The following is a 25,840-nucleotide window of genomic DNA, read 5'->3' as shown; positions in this document are numbered from 1 at the left end:
GAGGCCGCAGTCGACCTTGGCTGGGCGGCGTTTGCCCCGGAACACCGGCAGGAGGAGGGCAAGACGCCCTACTTTATGCTGCCTGCGGTCACGTTCAGCAACGTCCTGCGTCTCCCGCTGGGGCCCGTGGCCCCCTATGGCGTGGCTGGCGTCGGTATCTTCCCCTGGCGATTCACCCGCGATGGGCTGAATGGCGATCCCGTGAACGTGGAAGGGGAGGCGTTGCAGAAAATGAGCGCCGGGCTTACCGGAGGAGCGGGCATAGAGCTGAGACTGACGACTTGGTTCTCTCTGTTTGGCGAGGCGAGAGTTGCCTACCTGCTCTCCAGGGACCGGTTCCTGTTCGGCGAGCACTTTAGCGAGCAGACCGTGCTCACCGTGAACACCGGAGTCGTCTTCTCCCCCTGGGGAGAGCGAAGGTGACCAAAGCCAAGGTGGCGAATAACCTATCGAGTGCGAGGTACTCATGAGGAACGGTTGGTTGTGTCTGCTTGTAAGTGTGGCGCTTGCGTTCCTTGCCGCCTCTGGCACGGTGGCGCAGGAGCGTATGGCCCTGGACATGCAGAAGAGCATAGAACTGGCCTTGAGCCAGAACGAACGCATGACAGTGGCGCGCGAGCGCGTGGGAGAGGCCGCGGCCAAACTGGGGGAGACCAGAACCGGCTTCTTCCCCCAGCTTCGTGGCTCTGCCAATTACAGCCGTCTGGACGTGGCCCCCTTCATGCCGGGAAGGATCTTTGAGGGGATTTCCAAGAGTTTCCCGCAGATCCCGGGCATGCCGGCGCAGCAGTTTCCCAAGCGCATCCCGGTGGGGCGCGACGAGATCGTCGGGATCGGCATCTCGCTGCAGCAACCCCTCTTCACCGGCGGCCGCCTGTATAGGGGCTATCAGATGGCAGAGGAGGGGCTGAAGATGGCCGAGGCGAGCCTGAAGAAAGAGAAAGGCGACCTGATTTTCGAAGTCAAGCAAGCCTACTGGGGAGCGGTCAAGGCAGGCAAGATGGTGGAAGTCGCCCACCAAGGCGTAGAGCGCATGGAAGCATATGTGCAAGACCTGCAGAACATGTACGAAGTGGGCATGCTCACCAAGAACGACCTGCTGAAGGCAAAGGTGCAGCTGTCCAACGTGCGCCTCATGGAGATTCAGGCGCAGCATGGACGCCGGCTGGCCATGGGCGCGTTGTGCATGCTCTTGGGTCTGCCAGTGGACACCGAGCTCGAGTTGACGGAGCAATTGGAACGGGTGCCCCCGGTGGAGGTCGACCTCGAGCAGGCGCGCCAGCTTGCACTCCGCCAGCGCCCGGAAGTGCAACTGATGGAACACAACCGCCGCTTGAGCCAAGAAGCGGTGCGCATGGCCTCTGCCGGATGGCTGCCGTCGGTGGCGCTGGTGTTGGATTATGGGTACAAGAGGCCGGACCGCGAGTACAACCCGGACTTTTACGCCACCTGGACCGCCACAGTGGCCGCGCAAATCAATCTGTTCGACTGGGGGGCCACGCGCTACAAGAAAGAACAGGCAGAACGCCAGCTGCGCCAGGTGCAGGCAAACATGAGCGCGCTCAAGGACGGCATCGCCTTGGAGGTCACGCAGGCCACATTGGCCATCAACGAGGCAAAGCAGAGCCTGGCCCTGGCCGAGGAGAACGTGCTCCAGGCTGAGGAAAACTACAAGGTGACCCTGGACAAGTTCCACGAGGGGATGGTGACGAACACCGAGGTCCTGGACGCCAATTCCTTGTTGGTGAAGGCAAAGACTGACCACGTCTCTGCTCTGGCCGATTATCAGATTGCCCTGGCGCGTCTTGATCGTGCCCTGGGCCGTATTGCTACGGAACAGAAGGAAGATTAGCTGCTGTGCAGCATGGAGGAACCAATGAGAGGAGTCTATTTCACGGCAATGGCCGCGGTTCTCGCCCTAATGGTGGCGGCAGGTTGTGCCTCAAAAAGAGATTCCCGGGCCACCGAAACCACCATAGTACCGGTGAAGGTGAGCCCGGTGACAAAGGGGTCGATCAGAGAAGTGCTCACCTATACCGGCAGCGTTGAACCTTACCGCGAGATGCGCGTGGTGCCCAGCGTGGGGGGCAAGATCGCCAAGATCTATGTGGATATCGGCGACCGCGTGGCGGCAGGGCAGACGCTCGCCGAACTCGACAACGAAACCTTTTCCCTGCAACTGCAGCAGGCACAGGCAGGGCTGGCTGTAGCACAGGCCAACTTTGACGACGCCGAGCGCAACTGGAACCGCATGCAGGAGCTGAAGCAGAAGGGCTCGGTGAGCGACCAGCAGTACGAGAAGGTGCAGCTCGCCTACCAAGCGGCACAGGCGCAGTTGCAGCAGGCAAAGGCCGCCTTGGCCCTGGCCGAATGGCAACTTCGCCACTCGGTGATGAAAGCCCCCTTTGCGGGAGTGGTCACCGCCAAATACATGAGCGAAGGCGACATGATCAATCCGCAGATGCCAGGCGCCCAGGGAGTGGTGACTCTGGTGGACCTCTCGCGCGTCAAGATCCGCATCAACGCCTCGGAGCGGGAGGTGACAAAGCTGCGCGAGGGGCTGCCGGTGGAGGTGCGGGTGGATGTTTTCCCCGACCAGGTCTTTGCCGGTGAGGTGTCGGCAGTAAATGCGGCCGCCAGCACGGCCACGCGCACGTTTGAGGTGCAGGTGGTGGTGCCAAACCCCCGTCTGGAACTGAAAGCAGGCATGTTTGCCCGCGTTGCCGTGGTCGTGGCTGCCAGGGAGGAGACGATCGTGGTGCCTACTGACGCGTTGCTCGGTACAGAGGCCGAACGTTACGTTTACGTGGTGCAGGATGGGATTGCCGTACGCAAAGGGGTGCGCGTCGGCATCATGCAGAATGGCTTGGCTGAGGTGGTGAGCGGGCTGCAGGAGGGTGACCAGCTGGTGGTGGTTGGCCAACAGATGCTCCAGCAGGGCTCGCGCGTGACCATGGAAGGAGGGGAGTAGTATGAACCTTCCGGAACTGGGCGTACGCAGGCCTGTCACGACTCTTGTCGTCTTTGTAATCATCCTCATCCTGGGACTGGTGAGCCTCTCCCAGTTGGGGATCGACCTGATGCCGGACATCACGCTCCCCGCCGTTTCGATTACCACGACCTACCCGGGTGCCGGTCCGGAGGATGTGGAAACGCGGGTCACCCGCGTGATCGAAGATGCGGTGAGCACAGTGCCGAACGTGGACAAGGTTACTTCCACCAGTCAGGAGAACATCTCCGCTACGGTGGTCTATTTCAAGTGGGGCACAAACATCGATGCCGCAGCCATGGACGTGCGCGACAAGTTGGGCTTCTACGCGCCGTTCTTGCCGGAAGATGCTTCTGACCCGCTCATCTTCAAGTTCGATGCCTCGCTGATGCCTATCCTATTCTTGGGCATAAGCGCGGACGAGTCCTTTCCTGAGTTGCAGAAGTTAGTGGACGATAAGCTCTGCGATCCCATCCGGCGCGTGGCTGGAGTGGGTTCGGCCACGGTGTTCGGCGGCTTGGAGCGCCAGATCAACGTGAGGGTTGATGCGGCGGCCTTGCAGGCAAGAGGCCTATCCATCGACATGGTGACCCGCATGCTGCAGGCAGCGAACATCAACTTGCCCGCCGGTTCTTTGAAAGCAGGCAGCAAAGAGTACATCGTGCGCCTGCCTGGCGAGTTCCGCACCGTGCAGGAAATCGGCGATGTGGCCATCGGCACTGTCCGCGGCGTGCCCATCTACCTGCGCGACGTGGCGACCATCGAGGACGGCTACGCCGAGGTCACGCGGGTGAGCCGCATGGATGGCAAGCGCAGCGTCATGGTCATCGTGCAGAAGCAGTCCGGCGCCAATACCGTTGCCGTCACCAGGGAGGTGTGGAAGAAGGTCGAAGAGATCCGTCCCACTTTGCCGAAGGACGTAGAGGTGAAAAGCGTCTACGACGGCTCGACGTTCATCAAGCAATCCATCGCCGGGCTGGCAACGACCGTCATCTGGGCATCGATCCTGGTGGTGCTGGTCGTACTGCTCTTCCTGCGCAACTTGCGGGCGAGCTTTATCATCGCTTTCGTTATCCCCTTCTCGTTGGTGACCGCCTTCATCTTGTTGCGGGTGGCCAACTACACCATCAACATCATGTCGTTGTCCAGTGTGGCCATCGCCATTGGCATGGTGGTGGACAACGCCATCGTGATTTTCGAGAACATCTACCGCCACCGCACCGAGCTGGAAGAAGGGCCAGAGGAAGGTGCGGTATTTGGTGCGCGCGAAGTAGCCATGGCGGTGACCGCTTCCACTTTGACAACGGTAGTCATCTTCGTGCCGTTGTTGTTCGTGCAAGGCATCGCGGGCATCCTCTTCCGGCAGCTTGGCTATGTGCTGATGTTCGTGCTGGGAGCTTCGCTGTTCACCTCGTTGTATCTGACACCGATGCTCTCGGCCAAGCTGCTGCGCGTGCGCAACGGCAACGGGGCCAACAACGAGGGATTTTCCGGCAAGCTCTATGCGCGCAGCGAACAGATGTTCCGGCGGATAGAGGAAGGCTACCGGAGGCTGTTGGGCTGGGCATTGCGCCACAAGCTGGTGGTGGTGCTGGCCGGGCTCGGGATCTTTGTCATCAGCATGGGCATGCTGCGTTTTGTCAATACCGAGTTCTTTCCCCAGACCGATGAATCGCAGTTGCGGGGAGTCATCGAGCTGCCGGTGGGCACCAACCTGGAGACCACCGACGCAGTGATGCGGCAGGTGGAGGAGATCATCGCCAAGGAGGTGCCCGAACGCCAAGTCATCATCGCGCGCTGTGGCACCAGCCGTTTTGGCATGGGTGCCAGCATGGGACAAGAGGAGGGAAACAACGTCATTTCTGTCCAAGGTACTTTGGTGCCGCGGGCACAGCGATCCGCCAGCGATCGAGAGATTGGCCAGCGATTGAGCAAGGCATTGCAAAAGATCCCTGGCCTGAAGACTGTGGACTTTAGCCCCACCGACCCTTTCATGGCTATGTTCGGAGGGGGCAAGCCCATCGAAGTCGAGGTGTACGGCTATGACCTGGCCGCGACCGAGAACGTCGCCAGACAGATCCAGCAGATAATGGCGGAAATCAAGGGCACCACGGACGTGGTGATCTCGCGCGAGGAAGGGAAACCGGAGTATTGGGTGGTTGTTGACCGCGCCAAGGCCGCGGCCCTCGGGCTCTCCGTGGCACAGGTGGGTATGGCCTTGCGCACCAGCTTCTACGGAAGCGACGTGGTGAAGTATCGCGAGGCAGGAGATGAGTACCCCATCTTTGTCCAGCTGCGGGAGGAAGATCGCAAGGCCGTGGAGGACATCGGCGACGTCTCCATCATGGGGCCGACCGGCACGCTCATCCCGCTGAAGAGCCTGGCCACTATCGAGAAGCATGTGGCGCCGGTGAAGATAGATCGCAAGAACCAGCAGCGGCTGGTGACCGTCAGCTGTGGCGTAGTGGGTCGCTCGAGTGGCGCCGTCGGGAGGGATCTCAAAAAGGCGTTGGCCAAGATGCCCCTGCCACGTGACATCGAGGTGAAAGTGACCGGTGCCGTGGAGCAACAAGCCAGTTCGTTCAAGCAACTGCTCTTTGCCATGGCGCTGGGTATGTTGCTGGTCTACCTGGTGATGGCGGCACAGTTCGAATCGCTCATCGACCCGTTCGTCATCATGTTCTCGGTGCCCTTTGCCGCGACGGGAGTCATCTGGGCACTCCTCATCACCGGTACCACGCTCAGCGTGAACGCCTTCATTGGCATGATTATGCTCGTGGGCATCGTGGTGAACAACGCCATCGTGTTGGTGGATTACACGAACCTCCTCCGCGCTCGAGGGATGGCCGTGAGCGAAGCGGTGCAGACTGCTGGGCAGCGGCGGCTGCGTCCGGTGTTGATGACCGCTTTGACCACCATCTTCGGCCTGTTGCCCATGGCGCTCAGTCGTGCCGAGGGCTCGGAGACCTGGGTGCCGCTGGCCGTTGCCGTGATCGGAGGCTTGCTAGTGTCGACCCTCATCACCCTCGTGTTTGTGCCGACGTTGTATTCCATCGCCGAGACGCGTCTGAAGCGGGCACACGCCCTTCACCGTTAAGGGAGAGCGGACATGGACAAGATGCTGATTCTGGTGTACAACAACGCCCTGGAAAGGGTAGTTCTCGATTGCATTGAAGAATGCGAGGTCTCCTGTTTCACGTTGATCCCGAAGGTCTTCGGCCGTGGCCTAACGGGGGGGCCGCGCCTCGGCACCTCGGTGTGGCCCGGCGAAAACGCCATGTTGCTCATCGTCGACCGTCAGGAGCGCATCGAGGCACTTCTGGAGCGGGCTAAGGAACTGAAGGCTCGCCACCACGGCAAAGGCGTCAAGGCGTTCGTCCTGGGGGTCGAGGAAAAAGTGTGAGCCATTGCCTGCGCCACGCGGCGGGGATTTTCCGCTTGCATTCGTAGCATGCTTTTGCTATATTTGCGCAGCGCGTAAGATAGCTGCGGAGAGGAGGTTGAGAGATTGAAGAAGGACATTCATCCGGAGTACAAAGTCAGCACGGTGAGGTGTGCCTGCGGTAACTCCTGGCAGGTGCGCTCCACCTTGGGCGACATGAAGCTGGAAATCTGTTCGAACTGCCATCCGTTCTTCACCGGCAAGCAGAAGTTGGTGGACTCTGCCGGTCGTGTGGAAAAGTTCTTGAAGAAGTACGGGCGCGGGAAAGAGGCTGAGCAGCACGACTCTTAGCATTTTGGCGGAGAAAGAAACGGAATGCGCTGGGGGCGTATTCCGTTTTTTGCTTAATGAAGATGGGATCTGAGCAGACGAAACTGCCGTCCGTTGGCGGCCAGGCGGTGATTGAAGGGGTCATGATGCGGGCCCCGGATGCTGTGGCGGTGGCGGTGCGCCGTCCGGATGGCAGAATCGTCTATCGCCTGCGCCCGTTCCGCTCGTTGACTGCGCGGAGCAAGTTCTGGGGCCTGGCCTTGCTGCGTGGCGGCGTGGTGCTGGTCGAATCGCTGTTGCTGGGGTTAGAAGCGCTCACTTTCTCCAGCCGCGTGGCAATGGGTGAGGACGGTCAGGCAGAGTCGGGAAAGCAAACCCTCGGAAATCGGTTGCTGACGGTGCTCACCTTCGTGGTGGCGATGGCCATCGGCCTGGGGCTGTTTTTCTATCTGCCCCTGCTCGTGGCCCATTTGACAGGTGTGCGCTCAGGCCTGCTCTTCAACCTCATCGATGGGGTGGTGCGCCTGGGCCTCCTTGTGGGCTACTTGCTGGCCATTTCGCAATGGAAAGAGATCCGCCGTGTGTTCGAATACCACGGCGCGGAGCACATGAGCATCCATGCCTACGAGCAGGGCGGGGAACTGTCGGTGGAGGAGGCCAGCCGCCACGGGCAGGCTCACGCGCGATGTGGCACCAGCTTCCTGCTGGTCGTCGCCATGGTGAGCGTCCTGGTCTTTGTCATGTTGCCGCGGCCACGCAGTCCCCTGGACCCGCTGGTGGTGGTGCGTCTGTTGCTGGTGCCAGTCATCGCCGGCTTGTCGTACGAATTGCTGCGGCTTGGTGCCAGGTGGCCGCGCAATCCTTTGCTGCGGCCGTTAGTGGCAGTGGGCATGTGGCTGCAGGGTTTGACCACCCGGGTACCTGATCAGGGGCAACTCGAGGTTGCGCTCGTGGCCCTCAAGAGCGCGCTTGGAGAGGACGTCTCGGCTCTGGCTACGGCGTATCCCGACGGAGGGGACGAGCCAGTCCGGCCCGCTTTCTGAGCACGGCTGGCTTATGAGGAGTGATGTGTGATGCTCGATAGACTGCGGCAATTGGAAGAACGATATCAAAAGGTGATGGAGCTGCTCGCCGATCCGGCAACGCTCAATGACCGAGAGCGGTACCGGCAGTTGGCCAAGGAGGAGCGCTATCTTGGCCCGCTCGTGAAGAAGGCCGCCGAGTATCGTGCGGTGCTGCAACGGCTGGAAGAAGACCGCCGTGTGCTTGCCGAGAGCGAGGATGACGATCTCCGCGCTGTTGCCAAGTCGGAGCTGGATGAGCTGAGCGAGCTTGCGGAGCGTCTGGAGGAGGAAATCAAGATGCTGCTCATTCCTCCAGATGAGGAGGACTCGCGCAACGCCATTGTGGAGATTCGGGCCGGCACCGGCGGGGAAGAAGCAGGCCTCTTCGTGGGCGACCTCTACCGCATGTATAGCCGCTACATCGAAGACAAAGGGTGGAAGAAGGAAGTGCTGAGCTCGCACCCGCAGGGCATCGGCGGGTTCAAGGAGATTATCTTCCTGGTCACCGGGCCCGACGCCTATGGCACGCTGAAGTACGAGTCGGGTGTACACCGCGTGCAGCGCGTGCCGGTGACGGAAGCCAGCGGTCGCATCCATACCTCGGCAGCCTCGGTGGCCGTGCTGCCGGAGGCGGAGGAGATTGACATCCAGATCGATCCCAGCGACCTGCGCATCGATGTGTTCCGCTCCTCCGGACCAGGGGGGCAGAGTGTCAACACCACCGACTCGGCGGTGCGGGTCACCCACCTGCCCACCGGCCTGGTGGTGACCTGCCAGGACGAAAAGTCCCAGCACAAGAACAAGGCCAAGGCGTTGAAAGTCCTACGGGCTCGGCTATACGAGCGCAAGTTAGAGGAGGAGCGGGAGAAGATCGCTGCCAGCAGGCGTTCCATTGTGGGCTCCGGCGACCGCAGCGCCAAGATCCGTACATTCAACTTCCCGCAGAACCGCGTCACCGACCACCGCATTGGCCTCACTTTGTACCGGCTGAACGAAATCCTGCAGGGCGACCTGGATGAGCTCATTGAGCAGTTGCGCATTGCCGACCGCACCGAGAAGCTCAAGGCCGAGTTCCCCGTCGGTAAGTGACGAGGCAACTGTTGCCGCCCTCCTCTGCCAGGCGCGCGAATTGCTGGGCAAGGCCGGCGTGGACAGCCCGGAGGTTGAGGCCGAGCGCTTGGTGATGCATGTGCTCCACTGCCAAAGAGCCGACCTCTACGCCGCACCGGAACGCAGCCTGGATCAGCGACAACGAAAGCGGTTCGCCCGGCTCCTGGCGCGGCGCCTGACGCGTGAGCCCCTGCAATACATCCTCGGCGAAGTGGACTTTATGGGATTGACCTTGTCGGTCTCCCCAGCGGTGCTCATTCCCAGGCCAGAGACCGAGACGCTGGTTGAGAGAGCATTGGAGTTCTGCCGCCACACCTTCGCAGCGGGCACTCCACTGCGCTGCTTAGACGTAGGCACGGGATGTGGAAATATCGCCGCAGCCCTGGCCACTTACCTCCCGCACAGTGTGGTGGTGGCAGTTGACTGCAGCAGCGCAGCGCTGGCTGTGGCGCGCGCTAACCTCGGCCGGCTGCGCCTCGGCCAACAAGTGCGCCTTGTTCACGCCGATCTCCGCGAGCAGGATTTTCTTCAGAAAGTGGGATGTGCGTTTTCCCTGGTGATGGCTAATCTGCCGTACGTCCCTGCGCCGGCCCTTCAGGCTTTGGCTCCGGAGGTCAAGGACCATGAGCCGCTCCTTGCGCTGGATGGTGGCCCAGACGGCCTTGACCTCTATCGTGTCCTCATTCCTCTGCTGCCGCAGCTGCTCAGCGTGGGTGGGGCCTTTTTTGCCGAGATCGGTGAGGGCCAGGGGCAGGAGATGAGGAGACTGCTGGCGCGGGCTGGCCTGGTGGACATCGCTGTTTTGCCGGATCTGGCAGGAAAAGAACGAGTCGTCTTTGCACGAAAGGGAAGAGAGGAAGCCCAATGATCAATCCGGCTATCTTTCGCGAATACGACATCCGTGGTGTCGTGGAAAGGGACTTTGACGACGCGACCGTGGAAGCGGTGGGCAAGGCCATTGGCACGGCCATGCGGCGAAAGGGGGTGGCGCGGATCTCGGTGGGAAGGGACGTGCGCCTCAGCTCCCCGCATTTGCAGGAGGTGCTGGTTGCGGGCTTGGCCGCGACTGGCTTGGACGTGGTCGACATCGGCATGGTGCCCACGCCCGTGCAATACTTCAGCATCCTCCACCTCGGACTGGGCGGTGGTGTCATGGTCACCGGGAGCCACAACCCCATCGAGTACAACGGGTTCAAAATCTCGTTGCACGATCCCAAGTTGGGCCTGGTCTCCATGTACGGTGCCGACATTGCGGCCTTGGCCCGGCTCATCTCCGACCAGGATTTCGAGAGGGGGCGGGGAAGAGTCGTGCGCGAAGATGTGTTGCCGGCTTACCTGGCCACTCTCAAGAAGAAGCTCCACTTCGCGCGGCGCCTGAAGGTGGTGGTGGATGCCGGTAACGGCACCGCAGGGCCCATTGCCCCGCAGTTGTGGCAAGATCTGGGTATGGAGGTAATCCCCCTGTATTGCGAGCCGGATGGACGCTTCCCGAATCACCTGCCGGACCCCACGGTGCCCAAGTACGTGGTAGACCTGCAGAAGAGGGTCGTGGGAGAGAAGGCCGACCTGGGGATTGGCTACGACGGCGACGCCGACCGCATCGGCGCCATTGATGACAAGGGCCAGATAGTGTTCGCCGACCGGCTCTTGGCGCTGTTCAGCAAGCAGGTGCTGGCCAAGAACCCCGGGGCGCCCATCGTGTTCGACGTCAAATGCTCCCAGGCCTTGGTGGAGTTCATCGCGCGCCATGGCGGCAAGCCGGAGATGTGGAAGACCGGCCACTCGCTCCTCAAGGCCCGCATGAAGGAGCTGCACGCACCACTGGCGGGCGAGATGTCCGGCCACATGTTCTTTGCCGATGACTATTTCGGCTACGACGACGCCCTCTATGCCTCCGGTCGACTGCTGCAGATCGTGGCTGAGGAGGGACGACCGCTGTCAGAGATTGCTGCGGAGATTCCTCATTTCTTCGCCACGCCGGAGATTCGCGTTCACTGCGCTGACGAGGCCAAGTTCCAGGTGGTCGGGCAGCTGGTGCAGCGCTTCAAGGCCAACTACCAGGTGATCGACATCGACGGGGCGCGCGTGCTTTTCGGCGACGGCTGGGGGCTGGTGCGTGCCTCCAACACGCAGCCGGTTCTGGTGCTGCGCTTCGAGGCGCGCAGCGAGCAGCGCCTGCAGCAAATCATCGAGCTGTTCAAGAAGGAACTGCGCGCGTACCCAGAAGTGGAGTTCCGCGACGAGGATTTTGCCTTCTGAGGCAAGTGCTTTTTGGCTTGACTTTCACGATTAATTGTCTATCTTAGTCTGTAGTTCGCCACGTGGAAGTGGTTGGGGGAGCAGGCGAGCAGAGTACCATGGGAGGAGCGATGCTCAAGTATGTGAAACAAAGGGACCCTTTCACCGGGGAGGAGTACATCGAGGTACCGTTCAAGGGGCACCGCCTCGTGGAACACCCGATGTACAACAAAGGTACGGCCTTTACCCAGGAGGAGCGCGAGGCCCTGGATCTGGTAGGGCTCTTCCCGGAGTTGGTTGCCACCTTGGAACTGCAGTGCATGCGGGCCTACGAGAGCTTCTGTGCCAAACCGAACAATCTTGAGAAGTACATCTACCTCATCTCCCTGCAGGACCGCAACGAGACCCTGTTCTACCGCCTGCTCCTCGACCACTTGGAGGAGATGCTCCCCATCGTCTACACTCCCACTGTGGGTGAAGCGTGCCTGGTGTTCAGCCATATCTTCCGCCGGCCGCGGGGACTGTACGTGTCGGCCAACAACGTGCACAAGATCGACAAAGTGTTGGCCAATGTGCCCTTTTCGAACGTGTCTCTCATTGTCGTCACCGATGGCGAGCGTATTCTCGGCCTTGGTGACCAGGGGGCAGGAGGGATGGGCATCCCCATCGGCAAGAGCAGCCTGTACGTGGCAGCCGCTGGCTTGCACCCCGCCTTCTGCTTGCCGGTGCTCATCGATGTGGGCACCAACAACGAAGATGCATTGCGCGACCCCTTGTACATCGGCCTCAAGCAGCGGCGATTGACCGGCGAGAAGTACGACTATGTGATCGAGCAGTTCGTGATGGGGGTGCGCCGCACCTTTCCCAACGCGCTGCTGCAGTGGGAGGACTTTGGCAAGCACAACGCCTTCCGGCTCCTTGAGCGCTACCAGGAACGGATCTGCTCCTTCGATGACGACATCCAGGGCACCGGCGCGGTGACGGTAGCTGCGCTCCTGGCAGCGATGCGCATCAAGGGCGAACGGCTGCGCGACCAGCGGTTCGTCATCTTGGGCCAGGGACAGGCAGGGATCGGCATTGCACGCCAGATTCACACGGGCCTGATGGAGGAGGGGCTGAGCGATACGGAAGCCAAGGCCCTCATCTTTGGCCTGGACAAGGATGGCCTGCTGGTGGAGGGGATGCAGGTGAGTGAGGAACAGCGCCCCTGGCTGAAACCCCGGGCGGCAATTGCCGATTGGCAGCTGAGCGACCCCAACCATATCGGCTTGTTGGACACGGTGCGCAATGCAAAGGCAACGGTGCTGATTGGCGTCACCGGCCAGCACGGAGCATTCGATGAGGCGGTGCTGCGGCAAATGGCCGAAAACTCTCCCTTGCCGGTGATTATGCCCCTTTCCAATCCCACGTCCAAGTCGGAATGCACCCCTGACGTTGCGTTCAAAGTGACCGGCGGTAGGTGCCTGTGCGCCACCGGGAGCCCGTTCCCACCGCTTCAAGTCAATGGCAAAATGCGGGTCGTTTCTCAGTGCAACAACTTGTATGTCTTCCCAGGAATGGGTTTGGGGGCGCTGGTGTCCGGGACGCCGAAGGTTACGGATCAGATGTTCATGGCCGCGTCGCGGGCCTTGGCCGATATGCTTTCTCCGGAGGAGCTGGCTCAGGGACAGACGTTGCCTCGGATTTCCGACATCAGGCGAGTATCCGCGCTGGTGGCCTTAGCGGTCGCCAAGGTGGCGCGCGACTCCGGGCTGGGCATGCGCCTGGACGACGAGGGGCTGCTGCGGGTCATCACCAACGCCATGTGGGAACCGAAGTACTTGCCTTACCGCTACGTGCGGCCCGAGCCCGTGCTCTACTGAGAAAGAGGTGTGCCTCCGGGAGCCATGGACTTGGTGCAAACGAAACAAGCCAAGAGGAGGTGACAATGCGCGTCCGCACTGTGCTGTTGATGGGGTTGATCATGAGCGGCGCCATCCTGCTGTCCTGTGCGACGACTTACCAGGGTTTGGTTGAGCCGACCTCGGAGAACTCGGTGCTGGTGATTGGCGCTGCCTTCGTGGTGAACAACTACTACAACGAGCGCTTCGAGATCTACAGGCCCAGCATCGAGGTGGCGATCATGGGCAAGGTAACCCAGAACGGCAAGGAGCAGATCAAGGGCTACTGGACGCAGACCGACGAAAACGGCTACTTCGCTCTGGCCAACGTGCCTCCCGGGCAGTATGCCCTGAAAGGAATAAGGTTCACCCTCTCCACCGGCGACCTGTTGACGATCAGCAACCCGCTGCGCTTCTCGGGAAGCACGTACATGCTGCAGCCTTCATCCAAGACTATCATCCTGTTCGACGGCGACTACTTTGCCTTTGAGCCGAAGGGGCGCGTGGTGAACATGCTCACCAACCGCTTCATCATCGACCGCGCCACTGACCGCACTCGGCATGTGGAACATGAGGCGGCCTCGGAGGTGCGGGAACTGAAGAGCCCCACAGGGCAGGTGTGGAGCTTCCCCAAACCGCCAGAGTATTTCATCCAGAAGTATCCGCAGAGCGCGTGGGTTCCGGCCCTCAAGGCGCTGCTCTAAGATTTTGGCTTGGCAGGCACGCCGCACTCGCGACCAAGCAGGCGACTTTCCATCCCCAAGAGCGCCCATGCGACGCCTGAATGCCATACTCTTGTGCCTCGCCTTTGCCGTTAGTTGCCACAAGTCGCCGCCACAGAGGGTCGTAAAGCTTGCCCACATCTACGACCCGGTAGGAGGAGGTTCGGCCAAGGCGAACTGGGAGTGGCTCAGCAAGGCCATCGCCGACTTTGAGCGGGACCATCCAGGGGTGAAGGTCGAGCACGAGCAGATGAAATGGGATCAGATCGATAGCAAGTGCATGGCCGACTTTCGTGCGAGGATCCCTCACGACGTGGTGTGGAGCTCGCCCCAGCTTCTGGCCAAACATGCGGCAGTGGGCGACCTGCTTGACCTTTCCCCCTACCTGAACTGGTCAGCCGAGGAGATCGCCGACTTTGCCTGGAATCCGGTGTGGAACGTCGGCGAGCGGGATGGCAAGCGGACCGCCGTGTCGCTTGGTGCACACACGCGCGTGGTGGCCTATCGTCGAGACCTCTTCTTGCAAGCAGGACTGGATCCTGACAGGCCACCGGAAAACTTGGAGGAGCTGGTCGAGTATGCGCGCCGCCTGACCAGGGATACCGACGGGGACGGTAGGATCGACCAGTGGGGTCTGGGCATGTACGTGGGTCCGTCTCGGGCCACCTTCGAAATCTACTTTACCCCCTTGGTCTGGCATTTCGGCGGCACCCCTTGGGATGAGCAGACCAAGAAGGCCACCTTTGCCGACAGCGCCGGGGTGCGCGCTGCGCAGTTTTTGTTTGACTTGGTGCACCGCTACAAAGTCACCCCCACTTTTGTCACCAGCGGCACGTACGACGACGTCATCCTCAGGGGTTTTTTTGACGGTAAATTTGCCATGGCCTGGGGATGGGGCAGCTACTGGATTCAGGTCTTGGAGGAGAAGGGATGGATTGTTGGGGCCTTCCCGCCGACGGCCGAGGTGAAGACGCCCGTCGCTAGCGTGTTCGAGACGCCGACGCGCACCAAGGCCATGTTCACCAACGCGTGGACCGTGTCCCTCCACGCCCTTTGCAAGGACCCCGAGTTGGGTGTGGCTTTGATTGAAACGTTGCTCAGACCAGAAACCTTGCTCTCGTTCCCCGATGCCGGCCTGCCAACGCGCCTCTCGGCCTGGCAGCGGCCCGAGTTCCAGACGCCGTTCTACCAGGTATGGTTCCGTGCGGTGCAGCATGGGGAGTCAATGCCGTACACGGCTTACTGCGACGAGCTGGCAAACACCATAGCTGCTGCGCTGCAGGAGATTCTGGTGAAGAAGGCCCCGGTGCAACAGACGCTACAGCGCTTCCAGAATGAGTACAATGCCCGATATGCCGGTGAGTGAAAAGTCGCGCCGGGGGCGTCGGCAGTTGCGGCGCAGGGAGTGGCTGCCGTATGCCCTCCTTGCACCGACTGCGCTCCTGCTTCTGTTTTTCATGATCTCCCCGGTCATTTCTGGGGCGGTGCTGAGCCTGTTCAAGACGGCGCTGAATGGGACGACGAGCTTTGTCGGCGGGGCGAACTATCGGCTCCTCCTGAGCGAGACGCGGTTCCGGACCAACATCACCCTTTCCTTGCTCTACGTGCTTGGGAACCTGTCGCTGTCGCTTCCCTTTTCCTATGCGGCAGCGCTCTTGATTACCAGGCCGCTCAGAGCGGCGCGCGCCCTGCGTGGCATCTACCTGCTTCCCTGGATCGTGGCGCCGGTGGTGAGCGCTCTGCTCTTCCGCTCTCTGGTGGACCCCACGTTCGGGCCTCTCAGCTGGGTGGTGCAGAACGTCACTGGCCAGCAGCACGTGATTCTCACCGAGCCAACCTTGGCCATGGGTACCATCATCTTGCACAGCTTCTGGCGGTCGTTCCCGTTCATGATGCTCTTTCTGGCCGCCGGCATCGCTAGTATCCCCCCGGAGGTGTACGAGGCGGCAAAGGTCGACGGAGGCGGCAGGTGGACGCAGTTTCGCTACCTGACCCTGCCGCTGACCAAAGTTCATCTCGGCGTGGTCTTGGTGGTGATCACCATGTGGACCCTCCAGGATGCGGAGACCGTCTACGCCATGACTGAGGGTGGGCCGGGTTACAGCACCGAGGTGGCGGCCGTCCGACTATTCAAGATGTCCTTCATCAACTTTGACCTGAACAGCGGTGCTACCATCGGCATTGTCTTGGTCATCGTCGGCGTGCTGTTTATGCTTGCCTATCTGCGGTTGACCGGGGGGCTAAGGGAGCCACAATGAGAGCGCGGCGCGACCTTCTGTTTTGGTGTGGCGCAGTCATCGTGCTGGTGGTGACCCTTTTTCCCTTCTTGTGGGGGCTGCGTACCTCATTTGCGGGGCAGTTCGAGTACCGTTTCGTGCCGCGCACCTGGACGCTCGAGCATTACCGGATGGTGCTTGGCCGGCCGGAGTTCCTGCTCTACCTGCGCAATAGCCTGGTGGTCTCGTTGGGAGCCATTGTCATCACCTTGATTGCCTCGCTCCTGGGCGGCTATGCACTGGCCCGCTTCCGCTTTCGGGGGCAGAGCATGGGGGTGGTGCTCATGGTACTGCCCTTGCTGCCGCCCGTGGCGGTGTTGGTGCCGCTCATTGCCTATTTCAACAAAGTGGGACTCTACAACACCCTTTGGGCAGTCATCATTGCCAATGTGGTCTTTAACCTGCCGTTCACGGTGTGGATGCTCCGCAACTTTATCGCGGCCACCCCGGTGGAAACGGAAGAGGCAGCGATGATCGACGGCTGCTCGCGCTTGGGCGTGCTCTTCCGGGTAGCGATCCCCATGGCGGCGCCTGGCATGGTGGCTGTGGCGGTGTTTGTCTTCATCAACTCGTGGAACAACTACTTGTACTCGTTCGCTTTGACTTCGTCGCAACACCTGCGCGTGTTACCACAAGGGATTCTTTCATTTCTCGGCAGTTGGGGAACCTACTGGGGGGGACTGAGCGCAGCGGGGATGGTGGCCTTGCTGCCACCCATCACGCTCTTCTTCCTCTTCCAGAAGTGGTTTGTGGCCGGCGTTGTTGGCCAACAGTTGAAGTGAGCCTTGCCCGCTGCGGCTTCTTGCAGGAGGGAGCGCCATGAAGTACGGAACGGTGAAAAAGTGGGACCCGGTACGAGGGTTTGGCTTCATCTTGTCCGATGACGATGAGGACCTTTTTGTCCACGTCAACGACCTGGACCCGCGCGTGCGCTCCGGTGGGCTGGAGGAGGGGCAGCGCGTGGCTTTTGATGTGCGGCGCGAGGTGAAGGGCGACCGCGCCATCAATGTGCGGGTCATCGGCAAGGGACGGGAAGAGTGACCAGGCAGGAGCTCCTCAGCATCGTGCCGGAGGCGGGCGCTGCGCCCACGCTTCCGCGACCTGCGCGGGCCGCGCTTCTGGTGATCGACATGCAGGAGGAGTTTCGTTCGGTGGCCATGCCGATTCTTGCGCCCCTGCGTGGCGTCATCGATGCGTGTCGCGCCAGCTCGGTGCCGGTGGTGTTCACGCAGCATGGCCACACCGACCCTGCCCGGGACGGGGGGATGCTCAGCCAGTGGTGGAGGCAGGTCATCATGAGAGGGAGCCCCGCCTGGCAATTCCTCCCGGAGGTAGCGCCGCTGCCTGAGGAGTTGGTCGTAGCCAAGACCCGCTACAGCGCCTTCTTCCGCACATCTCTGGGCCGTGCCTTGCGCTCGTTGCGGGCGCAGGACCTTATCATCGGCGGAGTGATGAGCAACCTCTGCTGCGAGACCACCGCCCGTGACGCCTTTGTGCGCGACTTTCGCGTCTTCTTTCTGGTCGACGGCACTGCCACGGCAAACGCGGAGTATCATCACGCCACTCTGCGCAACTTGGCTTACGGCTTCGCCTACCTTGTCACCTGCGAGGAAGTCGTGCAGGCGTTGCGCCAAGGCAGTGCACCAGTGCGTATGCCGACGCCTGAGTCGAGCTGAGGTGGGATTGAGCCATGCGCATCCGCAGGTTCATTGCCGAGCTGTGTGCATTTCCGCACCGGGGTAGCTGTAGCGCTTACGAGCGCCGGGCTGCTGAGCACCTCCTTGCGACAATGCGTGCGCTGGGCTTGGAGCCATGGTTGGAGTCGTTCCGCTCCCTGAGGCGCATGACCTGGGAGCTGCTCGTGATTGTTGGTTCCATTGCCGTGGCCATCGTCGCTGCGCATTACTGGCCTCTGGTCGGCCTCCTGGTCTGCACTCTTGGGTTGCTTCTGTTTTGGGGGCACTTTTCGGTGCGCTTCAAGCCGCTGGCCCGGCTTTTCAGCCGCGCGCCGTCACAGAATGTGGTCGCCAAGCTGGGGAATCCGCATGCGAAGTGTCGCGTCGTCCTCAGTGCCCACTATGACACGGCTCGCTCCGGGTTGATGTGGCACCCTAAGCGGGTGCGGAGCTTCCGAGCGAACTTTCTTTTGGGGACAGGGGTGCTGGTGGCCATCGAGTTGCTCATCTTGCTGCGGGCGTTGGGAGTGCGCGGCTGGCTGGTCGACATACTGCTCGTGGCCGGGTTAGTGTACGTTTTCGCCTACCTCGTGGTCCTGCTCCATGCGGGGTTGGCAGCTCCGTTGGTGCAGGGAGCAGCCGACAACGCCAGCGGCGTTGCGGTGCTGTTGGACGTGGCCACAGCGCTCAAAGAGGAACCTCTTCGCACCTGTCAAGTGTGGTTCGTGGCCACCGGGAGCGAGGAGACTGGCGCCCTGGGCATGGCCGATTTTGTGCGACGCCATGCCGCGGAGTTGCCGACAGCGCAGACACATTTCTTGGTCTTCGACTCCCTGGGCAGCGGCCAACTTCATTACTGCGTGGGCGAAGGGGTGCTCGACCTGTGTCGATTCCGCGGGCCGCTGCTGGAGATGGCGCGTGAAGTTGCTGCGCGGGGGGCGTTTCGCGAAGTCACTCCTTGGCTGTACCGGCTTGCGTACACCGACGCCATTGTCCCAGCGCGGAAGGGCTACTCTACGCTCCTCTTACTTGCCACCGACGCTGCCGGCGGTCTGCCTCACTGGCACTGGCCCACCGATACGCTGGAGAACGTGGACTTTCGCGTGCCGGAGCTGGCGTCGCGCTTTGCCTTGGCGCTGCTACGCCGGCTGGACGCTGCTTCAGGGGGCCCATCCCCCAGTTGAAGCGCTGGGCCTGGCCGGGCATTACCAGTCCGGGAGCCATTGCCCAGCAGTCTCGTCTGTCACGTCCGCGTGCGGGCGACCAAGACAATGCCCACGGCAAGGAACACCAGGTTGCCCAGCCATGCGGCCAAGAGCGGGGGCAGAGTGCCAGCGTGGCCCAGGGATTGTCCCGTCTTCAGCAAGCCGAAGTAGAGGAAGCAAATCACCAGACTGAAGCCGAAACTCACCGCCACACCGCTGCGGCGCTTGCTGGAAGCAAGAGAGGCCCCGATGAGGAGAATGATGAGGTTGCTGAAGGGGAAGGAGATCTTTAGGTAGAGATCCACCAGCCAACGATGTGGTTTGCCGCCGTTGCGGCGCACCTCCTCGATGAACTCGCGCAGCTCGCCATAGGACATCTCTTCCGGCTCCAATTGCACTCGTGCCAACTCCCGATGCGTGACGCCGAGGTCTGGGACGTCAAGGCTGGCAAAGGCCACTGCCTGCTCTTGTCCGTCGGCGAAGAGGCGCTCGTACCCGTTTTCCATGCGCCAGTTGCTGCCGGTCCAGCGCATGACGGGTGCGTCGAGGCGCCGCCTCACCGTGGAGCCCTCGTACTCCTGGATGCTGACCCGGTAGGCGGTCTGCTGCTTGGAGTCATAGTAGCGGATGAGCACACGCCGATCCGCACGATCGCGCACGATGAGGTTGGTCATGCGCCGCCGAATGTTAAAGTCGTGCTTCTCGATGTAGTCCAGCCTAATCTCCCGCTTGCGGCGATTGGCCACTGGCGACACCACCTCGCCGACAAAAATGTCCGCAACGCTGACCAGCACTCCCAGCACGATCATCGGCAGGAGTATGCGGTAGAGGGATGTGCCTGTGGCCTTCATTGCCACCAGCTCGTTGTGCTTGGCCAGCGTTCCCATGCAGAACAGGCTGGCAAGCAGCACAGCTACTGGCAGGCTCATGACCACGATGTAAGGGAGGTACAGAAGATAGTACTTGGCCACGATCGTCCACGACACGTGACGATCCAAGAAGGCGTCGAGGTTCTCCACCATGTCGACGACGATGAAGATGACGGCAAATGCGACCAGAGCAAAAGTGAGGTTGCTCAGGAAGCGGCGGGCGATGTAGCGGTCAAGAATGCGCATGGCTGTCAACTCTTTCGTCGGCTGCAGCTCACCTCACTTGAGAAGGGTTTCGACGGCGAACCCATTGCGCTGCAACAGGTCGAGATTGGTCCGCAGGAAATTGCGCACAGTGTTGCTGCTGACGACAAAAGTGATGCCGTAATTGATCAGCTTCAGCTCCTCCACGAAGACATCGCCCGTGTAGGGAATGTCGGGCTCAGGGGTCGGTGGTGTCGTGTCGGTAGGGGGGACAAGCAGGTACTGCGAGTCATAGGCAGCCGAGGTGGCCATCCCCACGTACTCCATGCGTCCCTGGCGTTCGTTGCGATGTACCACCACCCCACCAGAGTAGCCCCGGTTGAAAGCGATGTCCACCATGAACCTGCCGCGACCTCGTGAGGGGCTCACCAGCCCGCTGGTTACCACGAAGAACCCTTTGGGGAAGCCAAGCACGTAGACCTCGTGCCCGAGCTTCAGGTCTCCGGCGTCGCCGAAGGGGAAAGGCAAGGGGCTCTCTGCCATCTGTTGGCCGGCGCGCGAGGTCTTGAGCAAGGCGATGTCGTTCTCGCGATCAGCCGCAACCAGTTCGCCTGCCGTCCACTCTCCACTGCGGTGGAAGACGAAGATGTCCTGCCGGTACTTGATGGACAGCTGCCGCAGGTGGTTTGTGGGACGCTTAGCATCGTCAAGAAAGTAGTGGCGGACGGTATCGGCGAATTCGACCACGTGGTTGCAAGTGAGCACAAGCATTTCCCGGCTGTTTTGCAACAGCACCAGGCCGGTGCCCGCCACTGAGCTGCTAGTGAGTTTCTGCTCGACCGGGAGCTGCTGCACTCCCGGGCGCGGGTACATGTAGTTGCGGTAGTAGGCTGAGCAGGTGATTTTCACCACCGAGGGCTCGAGGAGGGCCAGCTCTCGTACGCGCTCCTCCTGGGGCAGCGGTGCGAGCCCCGCGTGAGAGGCCATACGCGCACACGAGCAGAGGATGGTAAAGCCCACTATGATTGCGAGAAAGGCCAATGGCAGCTTCATGGGGAACTCCCCTTTCGTACAATCGCGCGCAATCGGCCAAAGTCGATGAGCGTGGTCTCGCGCGCAGTGCGGATGAGAAGGTAGACGCCGGCGGCCCCCACCAGAATGTCTGCTGACCACATGGCCCAGAACGGGCTGATGATGCGCCTGTCGGCCAGCTCCTCGCCGCCAATCAAGAGCGTCCAGTACAGAAGGAAGAAAAAGAGGCTGATGCCACCTCCAACTGCCCACCCGCCGCGATGCGCCATGATCCCCAGTGGCGTGCCGATGAGCACAAAGACCAGACAGGCCACGGGGATGGAGTACTTCTTGTGTACTTCCACCATGAGCTTGCTGATGCTCTTCTTCAGCGACTCCATGTTCAGCAGGGCATCCCGCACGTTGTTCAAGGTGCGGATCTGCATCTGGGTGAGCTCCAGCTTCTCCGTCCCTTGCGCCTTGGCTGCGTCCCACTGGCGGAGTAGCCTATCCACATCCTGGGCGCGCAGCTTATCCAAGGCCTTGCGGGGCAGCAGCGTCTGCAGGGCCTGGGTCTGTGGCTGCGCCAGCAACTGCTTGATTCTTGCCTCCTGCGCGGCCAGCAGCTCTCGCTTCTGGCGCACCTCACGCAACATGGTCCGAGCGCTCTTCTCCCGGTCGCCGCGGTACTCCGATTCGCTGCGGCTGAGTACCAACCCGGGCACCTCAGGGGTAATACGCATGTGCGGGAACCAGATGTGCACGTATTCGCCCAGCTTGCGGTAATCAATCTTCTCAATTGCCCCGTGATAGAGGTCCAAGGTGAGGATGCCGTGCGTCTTGTCAACGCGAATCTCGCCGCTATCGGCGAACACCGTCTGGGTTACATCTGGCTCGCTGTAGTCGTCCACGATGACGCCCCAGAGCTTGGAATAGCCTTCCGCCTCCTTGATGACCCGCGCGCTCAGATGCAGCGAAGGACTCACCTCAAACACGACGCCTGGCTCGAGGGTGAGGGTGGGGCGCTTGCGCGCGATATCGGCGGTGAGCAGGCGGGCACGGTGGTTCATGTCGGGCAGGATGCTATTGCCAAACCAGATGCAGAAGGCGCAGAGGCCAGCAGCCGCCACCAACACTGGCGCGATGATGCGGTATAGGCTGATGCCACTGGCTTTGATGGCGACAATCTCATTGTCGGAGGACAGGCGGCCAAATGCCATCAGCACCGCCGGCAGAACGGCCATCGGCAAAGTGAGCGCCACAATCCACCCCATGTGGAGCGTGAGGTACTCCACAATGAGCGCAAACTCCAGACCGCGACTCAGCAGCCGGCCCAGTTCGCGAAACAGGATGTTGAGAAGAAAGAAAAGGGTGATGACAAAAAAGGCAAAGAGAAAAGGGCCGATGTGTTCGCGGATAATGTACCGGGGCAATATCAGCATGAGCCACCTTGCTCCTTACGTATGCGGTGGGAATATACCAAATTGCCTCTGGCTTTGCAACCGATTTTTCGAGAGCTGGCCGGTTGGCCCGGGGGAAAAGTTTTCGCTTGACAAAATGGTGGTATTTTGGCAAATTGGCCTGGTGCAAGGGGGTTCGCGCACCGTTGACGGAATTTTGGGACCTTGAGCATGGTAACTCCTGACGAAACATCGCCGCCCCCAAGCGCGGGCAGCGGTTCGGTAATGACCTATGACCTGGCGCTCGCGCTCGACTGGGAGTACGATTGGGACTTTGTCCGGCTTGTGGCGCGACGCGCGGAGGACTTGGGGCTGCGTACGCTCATCGTCTGGAAGAACAATCTTGCCGGCACCCTTGAACTGCTCGCTGCGGGAAGAGTGCGCATCCGTTTCCTCTTCGACCGTGCCAGCGACGCTGCCCACGAGTTCTACGCCCTGCAGCGTCTGGTTGCCGAGCAGGGCGGCGAGGTGCTCGAGCCGCTCGAGAAGCTGCGCTGGGCCTCAGACAAAGCCACCATGCACCTGGAGTTCATCGCCAACGGGCTCCATACTCCTTTCACTATCATCCTGCCGCCCTTTCATTCGACGGAGGAGGTGCGCCTGTCCGTGGCCGACCTGGCGCATCTCGGGCGGCCGTTCGTGATCAAACCGGCCAACACCACTGGCGGCGGCATCGGCGTGGTCGAAGGCGCCGAAACGTTGCAAGACGTCCTCGAAGCCCGCCAGGAACACCGCCACGACAAATACCTCCTCCAGCAGAAGGTCGTCCCGATGGAGCGCGACGGCAAGCAATTCTGGTTCCGCGGCTACTACGTGTGCGGACTGACCCAGTGTGCCTGGTGGAACGACCGAACGCACGTGTACCAGATGCTCACTGCCGAAGATATCGCTCGGTACGAGCTGGCCCCGCTCTTCTCCATTGTGGAAAAGATCGCCTCCATCTGCCACCTGCGCTTCTTTTCCACAGAGATTGCCCTGAATCAGCAAGGGACCTTCGTGGTCATCGACTATGTGAACGAACTCTGTGACATGCGCATGCAGTCGCGCTACGCCGATGGCGTGCCCGACGAGCTCGTGGACCTCATCGCCACGCGTCTGGCCTCCTACGTGCGCGAGTTTCTCGACCGGAGCAATCCTCCGCCAGCGACCGATAGTCACCCCGAGGGTAGTTGAGCGGGGCATCAGGCTAGTCGGATGACGACGGAGCCCGCAGGAGCTGAATAGGCAGGTACGTCGAGTGAGAGGGGCGGCTTAGAAGCGAAATGCTAACAGAGCGTGACGGGGGAGCGCGCGATAGACGGCTTTGGCGTCCGCGCGCGACAGTTCTATGCTCACGATGAGCGGCGGTGCCGGCTGGCGAAGCCGGCGGAAATTGGTAACGCCCTCCGCCAGACTCGCCACGCGGTGCTTGGCCAGCATCGCGAGCTTCTGCAGGTGACCCTTTCCGGAGAACTCCTCTGCCTGGCTCACCTTGACGGTCAAACGGCGCGTGAATTCCAAGATGAACGCCACATCGCCGCTGTCAGGCGGTGGCGTCATGTTGGCCAGCCTTTCCGCTTCCACGGTGTCTTTGGGTGCGTCCACCTTCTTGATGGGCGCCTTGACGATGGTCCCCCAACCTTTGCGCAAGACAAACGGCCTGCTCACCCACCCGCTGAGGCGAGGCGAACGCCGGGCGCGGTGCAGTGCGCCGCTCGTCGAATAGCGCTGGATCTTGCACTCGCGCACCGGGACCCCCCTGATGTCCAAAGTCAAGAGGCTATCGACCAAATCGATGCTCAGGGCAACAGAATCGGTCTTTGCGATGGTGAGGCGATTTTTGAGGAACGCCTCCTCCACGAGAAGCGGCGCCAAGGAAAGCTCGAACTTTAGCGGAGTCCTGCCGCCAGCGGAGGCTTGCCCAGCCGCAGAGTCCGCAGGGAGGGGATCGACAAACACAGGCCAGAGGACCGCACCCCCGAAGACCAGGAGGCTTGGCAAGAGAAACAGCAGCAGGCGGGTCCAGAAGCGATGTCTCGACCTCTCGCGCACAGCATCGCTCTGCCGCTCAGTTTCCGCGAGTGATTTCCGAACGTGGCGGCGCATATCAGTACACGTAAATCCTTGACCCTTCCTGCAACTTGTGGTAGACGATGCGCAGATCTTCGTCACCGAGGCGGACGCAGCCGTGGGTGACCGGCATCCCTAACAGACGCTTGTACAACGTACCGTGCACGAGGTAACCGTCCCCGAACGCCAGCGCATATTCACCGAGCACGCCAAACTCGAATCTATCCGGGTGCGTTGGAGGCGGTGGTTCTCTGCCTTCTTCGATGAACGCCCAATCGGGCTTCCGCCACACCGGTGCTTCTAACTTGGCGTGCACCCTGAACATCCCTCTGGGCGTCTGGAACACCCAGGTGCGTTTGTCCCCGGCGCGGAGCATCACGTAGCTGCCGGTGGAGCAGATCCCCTCGTGCACCAGGCGGTCGCCGGACTTGACAAAGATGCGATTGTTGGCGGTGTCTACGATGAGGTAGTGCCCTGTGGGCGTAAGCTGCTTGAAGCGGCGCCGCAGTTCTGCGACGCTGCGCCGCAGCTGCCGTTCCCGAGCTGAGTCCACGCCGGAAGCTGTCGGGGGTGGAGCACTTGCATGGGCCGACTCCACCACCTTTTCGATATTGCTTTCCAGCGCTGGCGCCGCGAGGAGCAACAGCAAGCCAACCGCAATGCCTGCTGCGGAGGTGGCGAACCAATGCGGCTTGGAGGCAGGCGCCAAACGAACCGCGGGGGTTGCCTCATCCGGCACGGAGCTGCGCATGTCAAGGTCGCTCGACATCACAAGGCTCATACTCTGTGGACAGCCAATTCGCCAGACTCATTTTGTGCCAACAGTAACATAGTTTGTGCCGCGGAAGCATGACTCCCAGGTGCGCAGAGAGCCGACGATGGTCACCCTAGTACCCACGTCGACCATGTCATACAGCCGGTCCATATCGGCGTTGGTCAAGGCCACGCAGCCGTTGGTCCAATCAAAGCCCCTGCCACCCTCGCCGTGGATTTCGATGAGCCCGCCGATCTGCGCTCCAGGCGGCAGTTGGCCGCTTCGTTTGTCAGCCTCAAATTGACGACGGTCTGTTTCGTTGGGGTAGTTGATGACCAGGGCCTTGTGGTAAATGGTGGACCGCCTTGCCTTTTTCTGGGTGACCACGTAGTGCCCCTCGGGTGTCGCATTGTCCCCTCTGTGTCGCTTGTGGCCCATCCAGTTTTGGCCCAGCTCCACCGGGAATTCTGCCACGGGTTTGCCTGCCCGGTAGACCCGGCATGTGTGCGCGAACTTGTCAACGATGATCACCGTGCAGGCGTGTTCCTTAGAGTAGGCAATTGTCTCCTCCGCCCACTTTTGCCATGTAGGAACCTTGGCGAAGTAGGCGCGTACGGTGTT

Annotated in this window: 25 protein-coding genes; 19 read left to right on the top strand and 6 right to left on the bottom strand. The window is 61.2% G+C overall.

Annotated elements, in window-relative coordinates; genetic code table 11:
- The 18 genes from H5U38_09530 to H5U38_09445 all read left to right on the top strand — a co-directional run.
- Nucleotides 1-423: hypothetical protein (locus tag H5U38_09530; protein ID MBC7187261.1), on the top strand; the 423-nt coding region annotated here is incomplete at its 5' end.
- A 43-nt stretch (nt 424-466) separates the two neighbouring features.
- On the top strand, nt 467-1,852 hold the full coding sequence (locus H5U38_09525) for a TolC family protein (protein ID MBC7187260.1): 1,386 nt from the start codon (nt 467-469) through the stop codon (nt 1,850-1,852).
- Nucleotides 1,853-1,876: 24 nt separating this feature from the next.
- Entirely contained in the window at nt 1,877-2,971 is a 1,095-nt protein-coding gene (locus H5U38_09520; GenBank protein ID MBC7187259.1) for an efflux RND transporter periplasmic adaptor subunit, read from the top strand.
- A gap of 1 nt (nt 2,972) precedes the next feature.
- Nucleotides 2,973-6,086 carry an efflux RND transporter permease subunit gene (locus H5U38_09515; GenBank protein MBC7187258.1) on the top strand — a complete coding sequence of 1,038 codons (3,114 nt, stop codon included), beginning with the start codon at nt 2,973-2,975 and terminating at the stop codon, nt 6,084-6,086.
- A gap of 12 nt (nt 6,087-6,098) precedes the next feature.
- Entirely contained in the window at nt 6,099-6,392 is a 294-nt protein-coding gene (locus H5U38_09510; GenBank protein ID MBC7187257.1) for a hypothetical protein, read from the top strand.
- A gap of 105 nt (nt 6,393-6,497) precedes the next feature.
- Nucleotides 6,498-6,722 (top strand): 50S ribosomal protein L31, encoded by a 225-nt coding sequence (gene rpmE / locus H5U38_09505; protein MBC7187256.1) that lies wholly within the window; start codon nt 6,498-6,500, stop codon nt 6,720-6,722.
- Nucleotides 6,723-6,784: 62 nt separating this feature from the next.
- Complete coding sequence (locus H5U38_09500) at nt 6,785-7,744, top strand: DUF1385 domain-containing protein (GenBank protein MBC7187255.1); 960 nt, start codon at nt 6,785-6,787, stop codon at nt 7,742-7,744.
- Between the two features lie 30 nt (nt 7,745-7,774).
- On the top strand, nt 7,775-8,854 hold the full coding sequence (gene prfA, locus H5U38_09495; protein ID MBC7187254.1) for a peptide chain release factor 1: 1,080 nt from the start codon (nt 7,775-7,777) through the stop codon (nt 8,852-8,854).
- A 40-nt stretch (nt 8,855-8,894) separates the two neighbouring features.
- On the top strand, nt 8,895-9,743 hold the full coding sequence (gene prmC / locus H5U38_09490; GenBank protein ID MBC7187253.1) for a peptide chain release factor N(5)-glutamine methyltransferase: 849 nt from the start codon (nt 8,895-8,897) through the stop codon (nt 9,741-9,743).
- Nucleotides 9,740-11,134, top strand: coding sequence for a phosphomannomutase/phosphoglucomutase (locus tag H5U38_09485; GenBank protein MBC7187252.1), 1,395 nt, complete (start codon nt 9,740-9,742; stop codon nt 11,132-11,134). The genes prmC and H5U38_09485 overlap by 4 nt, the downstream gene beginning before the upstream one ends.
- 110 nt (nt 11,135-11,244) lie before the next feature.
- Nucleotides 11,245-12,975: an NAD-dependent malic enzyme gene (locus H5U38_09480; protein MBC7187251.1), complete on the top strand. Its 1,731-nt coding sequence runs from the start codon at nt 11,245-11,247 to the stop codon at nt 12,973-12,975.
- Nucleotides 12,976-13,040: 65 nt separating this feature from the next.
- Complete coding sequence (locus H5U38_09475; protein ID MBC7187250.1) at nt 13,041-13,697, top strand: hypothetical protein; 657 nt, start codon at nt 13,041-13,043, stop codon at nt 13,695-13,697.
- A 67-nt stretch (nt 13,698-13,764) separates the two neighbouring features.
- Entirely contained in the window at nt 13,765-15,081 is a 1,317-nt protein-coding gene (locus H5U38_09470; GenBank protein MBC7187249.1) for an extracellular solute-binding protein, read from the top strand.
- Nucleotides 15,068-15,973: a sugar ABC transporter permease gene (locus H5U38_09465; GenBank protein MBC7187248.1), complete on the top strand. Its 906-nt coding sequence runs from the start codon at nt 15,068-15,070 to the stop codon at nt 15,971-15,973. The genes H5U38_09470 and H5U38_09465 overlap by 14 nt, the downstream gene beginning before the upstream one ends.
- Nucleotides 15,970-16,773, top strand: coding sequence for a carbohydrate ABC transporter permease (locus H5U38_09460; protein ID MBC7187247.1), 804 nt, complete (start codon nt 15,970-15,972; stop codon nt 16,771-16,773). Before H5U38_09465 ends, H5U38_09460 begins: the two co-directional genes overlap by 4 nt.
- Nucleotides 16,774-16,810: 37 nt before the next feature.
- A complete protein-coding gene (locus tag H5U38_09455; GenBank protein MBC7187246.1) occupies nt 16,811-17,032 on the top strand; it encodes a cold shock domain-containing protein in 222 nt (73 codons plus the stop codon).
- Entirely contained in the window at nt 17,029-17,667 is a 639-nt protein-coding gene (locus H5U38_09450) for an isochorismatase family protein (GenBank protein ID MBC7187245.1), read from the top strand. Before H5U38_09455 ends, H5U38_09450 begins: the two co-directional genes overlap by 4 nt.
- Nucleotides 17,668-17,681: 14 nt before the next feature.
- Entirely contained in the window at nt 17,682-18,851 is a 1,170-nt protein-coding gene (locus tag H5U38_09445; GenBank protein ID MBC7187244.1) for a M28 family peptidase, read from the top strand.
- A gap of 59 nt (nt 18,852-18,910) precedes the next feature.
- Here H5U38_09445 and lptG read toward each other — a convergent pair whose 3' ends face one another.
- Genes lptG through H5U38_09430 form a run of 3 tightly spaced genes read right to left on the bottom strand, consistent with a single transcriptional unit; the run spans nt 18,911 to nt 22,398 of the window.
- Nucleotides 18,911-19,987, bottom strand: a complete 1,077-nt coding sequence (gene lptG, locus H5U38_09440) for an LPS export ABC transporter permease LptG (GenBank protein MBC7187243.1) — start codon at nt 19,985-19,987, stop codon at nt 18,911-18,913.
- A gap of 33 nt (nt 19,988-20,020) precedes the next feature.
- Nucleotides 20,021-20,998 carry a trypsin-like peptidase domain-containing protein gene (locus H5U38_09435; GenBank protein ID MBC7187242.1) on the bottom strand — a complete coding sequence of 326 codons (978 nt, stop codon included), beginning with the start codon at nt 20,996-20,998 and terminating at the stop codon, nt 20,021-20,023.
- Nucleotides 20,995-22,398 (bottom strand): LptF/LptG family permease, encoded by a 1,404-nt coding sequence (locus H5U38_09430; protein ID MBC7187241.1) that lies wholly within the window; start codon nt 22,396-22,398, stop codon nt 20,995-20,997. The genes H5U38_09435 and H5U38_09430 overlap by 4 nt, the downstream gene beginning before the upstream one ends.
- Nucleotides 22,399-22,587: 189 nt before the next feature.
- On the opposite strand from H5U38_09430, the gene H5U38_09425 reads away from it, so the two are divergent.
- Complete coding sequence (locus tag H5U38_09425; GenBank protein ID MBC7187240.1) at nt 22,588-23,589, top strand: hypothetical protein; 1,002 nt, start codon at nt 22,588-22,590, stop codon at nt 23,587-23,589.
- A 78-nt stretch (nt 23,590-23,667) separates the two neighbouring features.
- Here H5U38_09425 and H5U38_09420 read toward each other — a convergent pair whose 3' ends face one another.
- From H5U38_09420 to H5U38_09410, 3 genes are all read right to left on the bottom strand, one after another.
- Nucleotides 23,668-24,447, bottom strand: a complete 780-nt coding sequence (locus H5U38_09420; protein MBC7187239.1) for a hypothetical protein — start codon at nt 24,445-24,447, stop codon at nt 23,668-23,670.
- A gap of 55 nt (nt 24,448-24,502) precedes the next feature.
- On the bottom strand, nt 24,503-25,216 hold the full coding sequence (locus tag H5U38_09415) for a L,D-transpeptidase (protein MBC7187238.1): 714 nt from the start codon (nt 25,214-25,216) through the stop codon (nt 24,503-24,505).
- A gap of 57 nt (nt 25,217-25,273) precedes the next feature.
- On the bottom strand, nt 25,274-25,840 hold a 567-nt coding region (locus tag H5U38_09410; protein MBC7187237.1), incomplete at its 5' end, for a L,D-transpeptidase family protein.

It is taken from the genome of Calditrichota bacterium (genome assembly GCA_014359355.1).
Taxonomy (GTDB): Bacteria; Zhuqueibacterota; Zhuqueibacteria; order JANLFK01; family Oleimicrobiaceae; genus Oleimicrobium.
The sequence above is the reverse complement of the archived record's forward strand: the minus strand, read 5'-3'. Positions and strand labels throughout refer to the sequence as shown.